The sequence below is a fragment of the Streptomyces sp. NPDC002795 genome (assembly GCF_042888725.1).
In the GTDB taxonomy this organism is placed as follows: Bacteria; Actinomycetota; Actinomycetes; order Streptomycetales; family Streptomycetaceae; genus Streptomyces.
Genome location: NZ_JBIAQB010000001.1, coordinates 658,587 through 670,114, shown reverse-complemented (window position 1 = coordinate 670,114; position 11,528 = coordinate 658,587). Strand labels below are relative to the sequence as shown.

The window sequence follows — 11,528 nt, the reverse complement described above, 5'->3', positions numbered from 1 at the left end:
TTGCAAGAAGATGCTTACCTTTGCGCGGGCTCGCCGTCTGTGCATGGCGTTTGTGCATGACGAAGGGGCGCTCGCCCTCCGGCCGTGTGGCGGGAGAGTGAACGCCCCTTCGGCGGGCGACAGGCCCTAGCTGAGCGTCTTGAGCGCCGCCGCGTCGTACGGCTTCAGCTCGTCGAAGCGGCCCGCGAGGACCTTCGCCGCCCACTGCGGGTCCTGGAGCAGGGCACGGCCGACCGCGACCATGTCGAACTCGTCGCGCTCCAGGCTGTCGAGAAGGTCGTCGATGCCCTTGACGGGGGAGCCCTCGCCCGCGAAGCCACGGATGAAGTCGCCGTCGAGACCGACGGAGCCGACGGTGATGGTCGGCTTCCCGGTCAGCTTCTTCGTCCAGCCCGCCAGGTTCAGGTCCGAACCTTCGAACTCCGTACGCCAGTAACGGCGGGTGGAGGCGTGGAAGACATCGACACCGGCCGTCGTGAGCGGGGCGAGGATCGCCTCAAGGTCCTCGGGGGTCTCCGCGAGCCGCGCGTCGTACGCCTCCTGCTTCCACTGCGAGTAGCGGAAGATGATCGGGAACTCGGACGAGACACGTTCGCGGATCGCGGCTACGATCTCGGCGGCGAACTTCGTACGGGCCACGGCGTCGCCGCCGTAGGCGTCGCCACGGCGGTTGGTGCCCGCCCAGAGGAACTGGTCCAGCAGATAGCCGTGCGCGCCGTGCACCTCGACGCCGTCGAGACCGATCCGCTCCGCGTCCGCGGCGGCCTGCGCGAAGGCACCGATGACATCGTCGAGGTCGGCCTGCGTCATCGCCCGGCCCTTGCCCTCCGTGCCGTCGACGCGGATGCCGGAGGGGCCGACGGGCGGGGCCTCGGCGAAGGGCGGCTCGCCCGCCTCGCGCACCATGCCGATGTGCCACAGCTGCGGAACGATCGTGCCGCCCGCCGCGTGCACGTCCTCGGCGACCCGCGCCCACCCGGCCAGCTGCTCCTCACCGTGGAACCGCGGCACCCGGTCGCTGTTGCCGGCCGAGTCGTGGCCCACGTAGGTGCCCTCGGTGATGATCAGGCCGACGCCCGCGGCGGCCCGCCGCGCGTAGTACGAGCGCACATCCTCACCGGGAACGCCGTCCGGCGAGAACATGCGGGTCATCGGCGCCATCGCGATGCGGTTCGGCACGGTCAGGCCGTTCAGCGTGACGGGACGGGAGAGTATCTCGGCGGCGCGGGACGTGGGGTCGGCCACGGGTGCTCCTCAGAAGTGCGGACATACGGGGTATACGGGACATGCAGGCGTACGGAGTATCGGCACTGGTCGGCTGTGCGGCGCTGCACAAACGACGATCTTCGGTGGCAACCACGCCACCGCCCGCGCGCATTCCGCGAGCGCGCCACACCGCGCTGTGATCCCGGCCACGGGCCGCGGGCGACCCGCCGCACACCCGTGTCGATCACTCCCGTACCGTGCTGCGACGGGCCGGCCTCCCCCCTCCCGGCCTCGCAGAGGGAGTGAGAGCTGGTGCGTACGGTCGATACGCGTGTGGTCGTTGTCGGAGCCGGTCCCGCCGGGCTGACACTTGGTGTGTTGTTGCGGCGGCGCGGGATCGACTGTGTGGTGGTCGACAAATTCGCCCGGGAACAGCTGCTGGCGCGTTCGCGGGCCGGGTTCCTGGAACGGCGCACCGTGCAACTGCTCGACCGGCACGGCCTGTCCACCCGGCTGCGCGCGGAGGGCCTCGCGCACACACGCTGCGAGATACACGCCGAGGGCGAGCGGGTCACCGTGGACTACGAGGCGTGGTGCGGCGACGCGCCCAGCTATGTGTACCCCCAACAGGACGTCGTGGCCGACCTGTTGGACGCGTACGTCGATGAGGGTGGCACCCTGCTGCTCGGCACCCCGATCACCGAAGTCGTGGCGGACGAGGCGCCGCGCGTCGTGTGCGCCGACGGCACCGTGATCCGCGCCGACCTCGTCGCAGGCGCCGACGGATGGCACGGACCGACGCGCGCGGCGCTGCCCGACTCCGCCTTCACCCGGTACGACGTCCCGCACGACGCCCGCCTCCTGGGCGCGCTCGTCGAGGCACCGCCGTCCGCAGGACACACCGTGTACGCGCAGCACCCCGACGGCTTCGCGGGACACATGCTGCGCTCCCGCGACGTGACACGCATGTACCTCCAGATACCCGCCGGTGACACCATCGAGCAGTGGCCGGACGAGCGGATCTGGAAGGAGCTGCACACGCGGCTCGACCTGCCGGACTGGACACTCAACGAAGGCCCCGTCCTGGACCGGGCCGTCGTCGACATGCACACCAAGGTCGTGGAACCCATGCACCACGGGCGCGTCGTGCTGCTCGGCGACGCCGCGCACATCGTGCCGCCCTCCGGCGGCAAGGGCATGAACCTCGCGGTGGCCGACGCCGCCGATCTCGCCGAGTGCCTCCCGGACCACTTCGAGGGCGAGGAACCCCTGGAGTCGGTACTGGCCGCGTACTCCCGGCGGCGCCTCTCCGACGTGTGGCAGGTGCAGGAGTTCAGCCACACCATGCTGGAACTCCTGCACGCCGACGAGCCCGACACCCCGCACGCCGCCTACCGCGAACGGCTCCGGCGGGCCCGCTGGCAGCGGCTGCGCGACGACCCCGCGTACGTACGGTCCTTCGCCGAGCAGTACATGGGGCCTTCGCTCACCGAGTAGCCCTGGCTACTGCTGGCCCGCGAAACGCGGACGCTCCAGCTCTCCGAAGGAGCCCGGGGCCGCGCCCGTGAGGCGGTCCGGGGCGAAGTCGGCGAGCAGCGGGTCCCGTTCCCCGGTCAGCAGCTCATGCGCGGCGAGGCGCCCGAGCAGCGGGCCGAGGGTGATGCCGCTGTGCGTCGCCAGCGCGTAGATCCTGCCGTCCGGACGCAGCCTGCCCGCGACCGTGAGGCCGTCCGCGGGCAGGGCGCGTTGCCCCACGCGCAGCGATTCGAGGCGCGCGCCCTCGGTGCCGTGCAGCAAGTCCGCGAGCCGGTCGAGGAGTTGGGCGGCGTGCGGTCCGTCCACCGGCGGCGGCGCGGCCGGGTCGGCGTCCGTGTCCAGGTCGAGGCCCTGGACGACGAGCCGTCCGCCGCCGTCCGGTCGGACGTTCAGGCGCGGCGTGGTGAGCACCGCGTCGAGGCGCGTCGCCGTCGGGGAGGTGTAGCCGAGGAGCCCGACCGTGGCGGAGCCGGGCTCGGACGTGTCCGCCATGGGCAGCGACACCCCGGCCAGCGCGGCGGTCCGCTCGCTCCACCGCCCGGTGGCGCTGACGACGAGGTCGAAGGTCTCGCTCGTACCGTCCGCCAGCTCGACCCGTACGTCCGACGCGTGCTCGTCGATACCGGTCACGTCGGCGGGGCAGCGAAGCTGAGCCCCATGCTCGCGGGCCTCGCCCCACAGGCGGGCGACGAGTGGGTGCGGCAGGACGTGGCCCTCCTCGGGGAAGTACGCGATGCGGCGCACCTCTTCGGGGATACGCAGGTCCGGCACGAGCTCGCGGGCCCGGTCGGGCTTCAGCCACCGCCACGGGTAGTTCCGTCCCTCCAGGAGTCCGAGGGCGTCCGCGAGTCGTGCGTCGCCCACGTCGTCGGCTGCCCACTCCAGGTTCCCGGACGGGAAGAACCAGTCGGGCGCAAGGCCGTCGGCCTCCCGCAGTGCGTGGTGCTCCGCTACACCCGCCACGTTCAGCTCGTGGTACGAAATCGGGTTCTTTGCATGGGAGTTGACCCAGGCGAACGTGGTGCCGGTCGTTCCGGCGGCGAAGCCGGACCTCTCGTAGAGGGTGACCGCGGCGCCGCGCAGGGCGAGGGCACGGGCGGTCGCGGCGCCGAGGACTCCGGCGCCGATGACGGCGATGCGGGGGGTGGGTGCGGTCATGCGGAGGTGCTTCCTTCCGGGGCGGGGACGGGGGAGGACTGGGTGGGGACGGGTGCCGTCGGGCGGCCCGAGGCGAGGGCGCAGCCGAGCAGGACGACGGTGGAGGCCGCGATGCCGTACACCGCGTACGGCACGAGGGTGTCGGCGAGTTGGGCCGCGCCGCAGCCCGCGAGGCCCGCGAGCATCGCGGAGAGGGCGGCGGTGGGTGTCAGCCGGAACCGGCGGCGCAGCGCGTAGCCGAGGAAGAGCGGTGCGGCGAGCGCGGCAGCCGAGTACGCGTAGGTGGCGACCAGCCACGTCAGCGCGGTCGGGAAGGAGATGGCGAGAACGGCGGCGATCGCGGTGACCACGACCGTACAGAGCCGGGAGAGTGTCACCATGCGGCGGTCGGTGCGCCGCCCGCCCGCGACGCTGCTGTACAGGTCGCGCACGAGGCTGGTGACGACCGACTGCAGCGCGCTTCCCGAGGTCGAGACGATGGTGGCTACGAGGAACGCGCCGTAGGTGACGAGGAGGAGCGGCGGCAGCTGCGTGATCAGCCAGCCCGCCGCCTCCTCCGGGTTGGTCAGTCCGGGGTGCTGGGCGCGGACGGAGAGACCGATGGCGGCCGCGTAGACACCCCCGACCAGGATGGTGAGACCGCTGAGGATGATGCCGCGGCGGGCGTCGGATACGTTCTTGGTGGCGAAGATGCGCTGATAGTAGAGCTGGTTGGTGAGGGTGCCGGGCAGGATCGCGGCCACCCACAGCCACACCTGGTCGCCTCCGGCGGCGAACAGGCCCGACGGCTGCCACAGCCGCTCGGGTACGTGTGTCGTGATGCCGCTCCAGCCGCCCGCGAGGTGGACGGCGTAGGCGGCGACCACGAGCGACATCACGATCTTGAAGATACCGAAGACGAAGTCCGTCCAGGCCACCGACGTCAGCCCGCCGGGCAGCACGAACAGCAGGGATCCGGCGGCGATCACGGCGATCAGCAGACTCGGCGAGAGCCCGGTCAGCTGCCCGAACAGCTGGGAGAACGCGACGAATTGGGTGGCCAGCCAGCCGAACGGGACGACCAGGGCGCACACCCCGGCGAGCGCGACGACGGGACGGCTGTGCCCGAACAGGCGGGTGACGACGTCGGGGACGGTGCCGAAGCCCTGGTCGCGCAGCCAGCGCGCGGTCAGGGCGAGGCCGAAGAAGCCCAGCACGACGCAGAGTTCGTACGCGAAGACCGACCAGCCGGAGGCGTACGCGATGCCGACGTGAGCGATCAGTACGCCGCCGCCCGCAGCGGTCGCGAACTGGGTGATGACGACGACGATGAGGGGCAGTGACTCGGGCGCGGAGAGCCAGTCGGCGGAGCTCTTCGCGCGGCGGCCGAAGTACACCGAGAGCAGTGCCCCGGCGGCGATGATGACCAGCCCCGCGACGACGATCGCGGCTATTTGAGCGGTGGAGTGGTGCGGCAAGGGGTCACGCTCCTTGGGAGGGCAGGGGGGAGCCAGGAGGGTGTGCGGTGCCGTGCGGGTGGGGGAGTTGGTGTGTCAGCCGGTGAAGCGCGCCGGGTCGAGGAACGAGATGTCGTACGGCGACTTCCCGCCCGTGACCAGGGATGCGGCGATCTCCCCGAAGATCGGGGCGAGTTTGAAACCGTGCCCGGAGAACCCGGCCAGGAGAGTGGCGTCGCGGGCGCCGGGCAGCGGGCCGACCAGCGCGTGCTCGTCGGCGCTGAACGCCTCCGCGTACACACCGATCCGTACGGGATGCGGGACGAGTCCTGGCAACAGCCGGGCCACGGCGGCGGACGCGGCCTGCGCGAACCCGGTGTCCGCGCTGCGGGGCAGGTCCTCCGGGTCGTCCGCGTCATGCCAGGTGAGGTGGTGCGGCACGATCTTGACGGCGGTTCCGTCGAGCACGGGGAAGCAGGAGAAGCCCGCCTCGTGGTGGCGCCTGATGGCGATCGGCAGCCGGTCGGGCCGGTGTGCGGCGACGTCCTTCGCGGCGAACCACGCGGCCGTGATGCGCCGCCCCTGAAGCGGAAGCCCCGCGAGGCGCCCGAACGATCCGGACCAGGGGCCGGGGCTCAGCACCACGTGATCGACGTCGAAGTCGGCCTGCTGGGTACGGATGCGCCAGCCCCCGCCGGGACGCTCATTCAGCCCGTCCACCCGGTGGTACGGCAGCAGTTGGGCGCCCAGCTCCTGTGCCCGGGCGAGCGCGGCCTGCACGGCGGGCTCGGGGCGGAGCACCCCGGCGCCCGGGTCGAGGACGGCGATCTCGTCCGCGTCGAGCCGGTGCTGCGGGAAACGCCGCGCGGCGCCCTTGGCATCCAACACCTCCACGTCCAGGCCGTGTTCGGCGGCGCTGCCCTGAACGGCGCGCAGATCGGGGTGGTCGGGCGGACCGAGTGTGAGGCCGCCGCAGAGGGTGAGCAGCTCGCGGTCGGCCTCGCTTTCGAGGCGCCGCCACAGTTCGTACGAGCGGCGCAGCAACGGAACGTAGGAGGCGCCCTCCTTGTACGCGGTGCGGAAGATCCGGGACTCGCCGGCCGAGGCGCCGCGGTCGTGGCCGGGAGCGTACGCGTCGAGGGCGAGCACCTCGGCACCGCGGGCGGCGAGGTGCCAGGCCGTCATGGCGCCGATGACACCGGTGCCGACGACGGCGACGCGCAGCGGGGGAGTGGGCATGGGGATTCCTTCCAGCGAGTACGAGAAGGGCTCAGGAGCCGCCCGGCACCTCCGGCACCTCAAGGACCGACTGCTCGACGAAGAACTCGGTGCGGCCGGGGCGCATGATGTGCCACATGGCCTCCGCGAGCCCGCCGTCGGTGAGCCGTGTCAGGCGCCGCAGCCGCAGGACGGCCTCGCCGGGCGGGGTCTCCAGCAGGGCCGCGGTCGTCTCGTCCAGGACCTGGGCCTCGACGTACATCCGTGAGGTGCTGACGGGGGTTCCGGTGCGGTGGAAGTAGTGCAGGACGGTCAGCTGTTCCAAGTCCTCGCTCAGCAGGTGCGGGGCGAGGGAGAAGGGCACGGCGGACAGTTCGACGGCGAGCGGTTCGCCGTCCTCGCTGTACTTGACGCGCCGCAGCTCGTTGACGGGTTCGGTGTCGGACACTCCTGGCAGGGCGACGCCGGCGTCGCCCGCCGGGACGACCTTGGCGGACTGGACGATGTGCGGACCCGGCACCTCGGGCCCGGTCTGGTGCACGTCGGTGAAGCGCAGCAGATTCTCCTGGCGGGCACCTTCGGCGACGAATGTTCCGCGCCGCCGGTAGCGGACCACGAGCCCTGCCTGGGCGAGTTCGTGCAGGGTGCGCTGCGCGGTGGCGCGGCTCACCCCGTACTCCTCGCGCAGCTCGGCCTCCGTCGGTACGCGGGCGCCGGGCTGCCATTCACCCGAGGTGATCCGGGCCTCGATCTCGGCCCGGATCAGTTGATACTTGGGGATGCCCATTGATTTGATCCAACCATTCGCCAATTGACCGGTCAATAGTGTGGACGACTCCTGTTCGTCGCCGCTTCTCTGTTGACAGTCGCCAGTTAGGATGTTGACACCCTGAAGGGAGCCACCTTGTCTATTGAGCCCTTGCCTGTGATGGACCGCAGCACCCTGCGGGAACGCGTGCTACAGGCGTTGCGGTCCGCGATCACGGCGGGAGCGTACCGGCCCGGTGACCACCTCGGAGAGGTGGAGCTGGCCGGCCGGCTCGGAGTGAGTCGGGGGACGGTGCGCGAAGCCCTGCGCCACCTTCAGCAGGAGGGCCTTGTGCGCGCCGGCGTCCGGGGCATGCTGCGGGTGAACTCCCTGTCCGCGGAGGAGATCCGCGGGATGTTCCGGGTGCGCGCGGCACTGGAAGGACTGGCCGTCGCCGAGGTCATCGCCAGGCCCGACCGGGCGGAGGCGGTGGCGGTGCTGCGTGCCGCCGCGGGTGAACTGGACGCCGCCGGGAGTGACTTCGCCGCCCGTGTCGAGGCCGATCTCGGTTTCCATGTGCGGCTCTGCCAGGTTTCGGGCAATTCGATGCTGGTGGATTCCTGGCGTCACCTTGAGGGCCGGATCCGCGTCACGATCATGTCGCGTGACCAGGACGACGCCCCCGCGATGATGACGCGCGGGCGGCACGCGGCCATCATCGACGCCATCGAGGCCGGTGATGTCCCGGGCGCCGTCGCCGTGGTGGAGGAGCACATGGCCGTGGCGGCCGAGCACTTCGCCGTGATCGACGACTGAGCGACTTTCTGCTGAACGGCCATTGACAGCAAGGCTCCCGGCCTGGATGGTTTCTTCATGCCTCCCGAGTGTTAACAGTCAACACTCGACTGTCGAGTACACGGCTTCCCGGAAGCCGAACCGACGTTGGATCAATGGAGATCAACCATGTCCGCACAGCAACTGGCCGCCGTCAAAGGCACCCCAGCGCGCCGACGCGTGGCCATCGGCTCATCGATCGGCGCGACGATCGAGACGTATGACTTCATCGGTTTCGGCACCGCCGCGGCCCTGTACTTCAACGATGTCTTCTTCCCGTCCGAGGACCCCCTGTCCGGCACGCTGCTGTCCTTTGCCACCCTCGGCGTCGGCTTCGCGGTGCGGCCGATCGGCGGGATCATCGGTGGACACCTCGGCGACCGGATCGGCCGCAAGCCGGTCCTCGTGGGGTCACTGCTGCTCATGGGCGTGTGCACGGTCCTGATCGGCATGCTGCCGACGTACCAGACGGTGGGCGCCTGGGCCGGTGTCCTGCTCGTGCTCGTCCGCGTGGTCCAGGGGCTGGCGTTCGGCGCCGAGTGGGGCGGCGCCATCCTCATGACCTTCGAGCACGCGCCGTGGCGCAAACGCGGGCTCTACACCGGAATCACCCAGGCCGGCTTCCCCGTAGGCCTGCTCCTCGCCAACGCCGCGTTCCTGCTCAGCGTCCCGCTGGGGGAGCAGTGGGCCTGGCGTGTGCCGTTCCTGTGCAGCGCCGTGCTCATCGTCGTCGGCATCCTCATCCGCCTCAAGGTCGAGGAGTCCCCGGAGTTCGAGGCGCTGAAGTCCGAGGGCGAGGTGGCCAGCAACCCGCTGCTCGAAGTGCTCCGCACGGACTGGCGCAATGTCCTGCGTGCCTTCTGCCTGCGCAGCACGGAAACCGCCGGTTACGCCCTCTCGGTCACCTTCGCCATGTCCTACCTGGCGAGCGAGGGCCTCGCCGGCCGGTCCGTGACCCTGTTCGGGCTCATGCTCGCCGCCGCGCTCGGTATCGCGGCGACGACCCTGTGGGGCGCGCTGACCGACCGCATCGGGCGCCGCCCGGTCTACCTCTTCGGCACCGCGTTCACGCTCGCCTGGGGCGTGCCGCTGTTCCTGCTCCTCAACACTGGTTCCGCGACGGCCATCGTGCTGGCCTTCGTCGTGAGCTACGCCGTGTGCCAGAACGGTCTCGCAGGGGTGCAGGGCGCCTGGTTCTCCGAACTGTTCCAGGCCAGGACCCGCACCAGCGGCGCCTCGCTCGCCTACCAACTCTCCGCCGTGGTCTCCGGGTTCACCCCGCTGATCGCCACCGCCCTCTTCTCCAGCACCGGTTGGCTCGGCCCCGCCCTGCTGTTCAGCGCGTACGGGCTGCTCGGCCTCGTCGCGACCCTTCTGACCCGCGAGACCTGGGGCCCGGCCGAGCGCGCCGAGGTCGACGCCCTCGAGCGCGAACTCGCCGCCACCACGCCTGCGGCCCACCCCAACACCGTCCCTGTACGACAAGGAGGTACGCACCGATGACATCGGTGACGACACACCAAGGCCCGGCCACCGAGCGCGAGCAGCAGGTCGACCGCCTCCGCGCCGCCGCCACCCGCATCCGCTGCCACGCCCTCACCATGGGCGAGGTCCAGGGCCAGGGATACATCGGGCAGGCCCTGGGCGTCGCCGACGTCCTCGCCATGTTCTACGCACGCGAGGACGGAGAGCTGCGGCTGCGCCCCGAGGACCCGGAGTGGGCGGGCCGCGACCGGTTCCTGCTCTCCATCGGCCACTACGCGATCGCCTTCTACGCCGCGCTCGCCGAGGCCGGCACGATCCCCGTCGCCGAACTGGAGACGTACGGGATGGACGACTCCCGCCTCCCCATGTCCGGCATGGCCAGCTACACGCCCGGCATGGAGATCTCCGGCGGCTCGCTCGGCCACGGACTGGGCGTTGCCTGCGGGATGGCGCTGGGACTGCGTCAACTCGACAGCAACGCAAGGGTGTTCAACCTCCTCTCCGACGGCGAGCTCGACGAGGGGTCGACCTGGGAGGCCGCCATGGCCTGCGCCCACCACGGCCTGGACAACATCACCGCCGTAGTCGACGTCAACGGCCTGCAGGCCGACGGCCCCACACCCGGCGTGCTGCGTACCGAGCCCGTCACCGAGAAGTGGCAGGCCTTCGGCTGGAACGCCGTACGGGTCGACGGCAACGACATCCCCGCCCTGCTCACCGCGCTCGACAGCATCCGCGAGCACACCGGCAGCCCCTCCGTGCTGATCTGCGACACCCGCACCGGCCGTGGTGTGCCGTTCCTGGAGACCCGGGAGAAGGCCCACTTCATGCCCGTCGCCGCCCACGAGTGGCAGGCCGCCCGCGACCACCTCGAAGGAGCCCACCAGTGAGCACCGTCGCCACCCAGGACGCGTCCCGTAAGCGCCTCACCACCTCAGCGATGATCGCCTCGTTCGCCGACCCCGGGCAGCGCACCGCCCCCGCCCCGTTCGGTCACGCGCTGAACCGGCTCGCCGCGCAGCGCCCGGAGATCGTCGGCCTCTCCGCCGACCTCGCCAAGTACACCGACATGCACGTCTTCCGCGAAGCGAACCCCGGTCGCTTCTACCAGATGGGCATGGCGGAACAGGTCATGCTCGGCGCCGCGGCCGGCCTCGCCGAGGTCGGCCTGGTCCCGTTCGCGTCGACGTACTCGGTCTTCGCCACCCGCCGCGCCTACGACTTCCTCTGCCTCGACATCGCCGAACCCGGCCTCAACGTCAACGTCGTCGGCGCCCTGCCTGGCCTCACCACCGGCTACGGGCCCAGCCACCAGGCCACCGAGGACCTCGCGATCCTGCGGGCCTGTCCGAACCTGACCATCGTCGACCCGTGTGACTCGGTGGACATCGAACAGGCCGTGCCCGCCCTCGCAGACCACCCCGGCCCCACGTACATGCGGCTGCTCCGCGGCAAGGTCCCCACCGTGCTCGACGAGTACGACTACCGCTTCGAACTCGGCAAGGCCGCCGAACTGCGCGGCGGACGCGACGTGTTGTTCATCTCGACCGGACTGATGACGATGCGCGCACTGCAGGCGGCGCAACGACTGGAGGCCGACCACATCGACGCCGCCGTCCTGCACGTTCCCACCATCAAACCACTGGACACCGACACCATCCTGCGCCAGCTCCAGGGCGACCGGCTCGTCGTCACCTGCGAGAACCACACGGTCGTCGGCGGACTGTCCGAAGCGGTCGCGGCCACCGCCGGTTACGGAGGCGCCCGCGCCCGGATCCTGCCCGCGGCGCTCCCCGACGAGTTCCTCGCGGCCGGCGCCCTGCCCACCCTCCACGACCGCTACGGACTCTCGACGGACGCACTGTGCGCCCGAGTCAAGTCGGCACTCTGACTTGCCACTTCGCCGC

10 protein-coding genes are annotated in these 11,528 nt (G+C 71.0%); 5 read left to right on the top strand and 5 right to left on the bottom strand.

What is annotated here, in order from left to right; genetic code table 11:
* Positions 1 to 126: 126 nt before the first annotated feature.
* On the bottom strand, positions 127 to 1,245 hold the full coding sequence (locus ACFYWS_RS02915) for an NADH:flavin oxidoreductase (protein WP_389268811.1): 1,119 nt from the start codon (positions 1,243 to 1,245) through the stop codon (positions 127 to 129).
* 273 nt (positions 1,246 to 1,518) lie between these two features.
* Here ACFYWS_RS02915 and ACFYWS_RS02910 point away from each other — a divergent pair, with 273 nt between their 5' ends.
* Complete coding sequence (locus tag ACFYWS_RS02910; protein ID WP_389268809.1) at positions 1,519 to 2,703, top strand: 4-hydroxybenzoate 3-monooxygenase; 1,185 nt, start codon at positions 1,519 to 1,521, stop codon at positions 2,701 to 2,703.
* A gap of 6 nt (positions 2,704 to 2,709) precedes the next feature.
* On the opposite strand, the gene ACFYWS_RS02905 is transcribed toward ACFYWS_RS02910, so the two are convergent.
* The 4 genes from ACFYWS_RS02905 to ACFYWS_RS02890 form a co-directional block, all read right to left on the bottom strand.
* Complete coding sequence (locus tag ACFYWS_RS02905) at positions 2,710 to 3,900, bottom strand: NAD(P)/FAD-dependent oxidoreductase (RefSeq protein WP_389268807.1); 1,191 nt, start codon at positions 3,898 to 3,900, stop codon at positions 2,710 to 2,712.
* Positions 3,897 to 5,357 carry a sodium:solute symporter family protein gene (locus ACFYWS_RS02900; RefSeq protein WP_389268805.1) on the bottom strand — a complete coding sequence of 487 codons (1,461 nt, stop codon included), beginning with the start codon at positions 5,355 to 5,357 and terminating at the stop codon, positions 3,897 to 3,899. Before ACFYWS_RS02900 ends, ACFYWS_RS02905 begins: the two co-directional genes overlap by 4 nt.
* Positions 5,358 to 5,432: 75 nt before the next feature.
* Complete coding sequence (gene solA / locus ACFYWS_RS02895; protein WP_389268803.1) at positions 5,433 to 6,575, bottom strand: N-methyl-L-tryptophan oxidase; 1,143 nt, start codon at positions 6,573 to 6,575, stop codon at positions 5,433 to 5,435.
* Between the two features lie 31 nt (positions 6,576 to 6,606).
* On the bottom strand, positions 6,607 to 7,341 hold the full coding sequence (locus tag ACFYWS_RS02890; RefSeq protein WP_389268801.1) for a GntR family transcriptional regulator: 735 nt from the start codon (positions 7,339 to 7,341) through the stop codon (positions 6,607 to 6,609).
* A gap of 141 nt (positions 7,342 to 7,482) precedes the next feature.
* Here ACFYWS_RS02890 and ACFYWS_RS02885 point away from each other — a divergent pair, with 141 nt between their 5' ends.
* The 4 genes from ACFYWS_RS02885 (at position 7,483) to ACFYWS_RS02870 (ending at position 11,512) form a co-directional block, all read left to right on the top strand.
* Positions 7,483 to 8,118 carry a GntR family transcriptional regulator gene (locus ACFYWS_RS02885; RefSeq protein WP_389268799.1) on the top strand — a complete coding sequence of 212 codons (636 nt, stop codon included), beginning with the start codon at positions 7,483 to 7,485 and terminating at the stop codon, positions 8,116 to 8,118.
* A gap of 147 nt (positions 8,119 to 8,265) precedes the next feature.
* On the top strand, positions 8,266 to 9,639 hold the full coding sequence (locus ACFYWS_RS02880; protein ID WP_389268797.1) for an MFS transporter: 1,374 nt from the start codon (positions 8,266 to 8,268) through the stop codon (positions 9,637 to 9,639).
* The gene (locus ACFYWS_RS02875; protein WP_389268795.1) at positions 9,636 to 10,511 is read left to right on the top strand and encodes a transketolase; all 876 of its coding nucleotides are present in this window, start codon (positions 9,636 to 9,638) and stop codon (positions 10,509 to 10,511) included. The genes ACFYWS_RS02880 and ACFYWS_RS02875 overlap by 4 nt, the downstream gene beginning before the upstream one ends.
* On the top strand, positions 10,508 to 11,512 hold the full coding sequence (locus ACFYWS_RS02870) for a transketolase family protein (RefSeq protein ID WP_389268793.1): 1,005 nt from the start codon (positions 10,508 to 10,510) through the stop codon (positions 11,510 to 11,512). Before ACFYWS_RS02875 ends, ACFYWS_RS02870 begins: the two co-directional genes overlap by 4 nt.
* Positions 11,513 to 11,528: the final 16 nt, after the last annotated feature.

Coding starts and splice junctions, on each gene's coding strand:
- ACFYWS_RS02905 (WP_389268807.1), bottom strand. CDS start 3,900: ATGACCGCACCCACCCCCCGCATCGCCGTCATCGGCGCCGGAGTCCTC.
- solA (WP_389268803.1), bottom strand. CDS start 6,575: ATGCCCACTCCCCCGCTGCGCGTCGCCGTCGTCGGCACCGGTGTCATC.
- ACFYWS_RS02890 (WP_389268801.1), bottom strand. CDS start 7,341: ATGGGCATCCCCAAGTATCAACTGATCCGGGCCGAGATCGAGGCCCGG.
- ACFYWS_RS02885 (WP_389268799.1), top strand. CDS start 7,483: ATGGACCGCAGCACCCTGCGGGAACGCGTGCTACAGGCGTTGCGGTCC.
- ACFYWS_RS02880 (WP_389268797.1), top strand. CDS start 8,266: ATGTCCGCACAGCAACTGGCCGCCGTCAAAGGCACCCCAGCGCGCCGA.
- ACFYWS_RS02875 (WP_389268795.1), top strand. CDS start 9,636: ATGACATCGGTGACGACACACCAAGGCCCGGCCACCGAGCGCGAGCAG.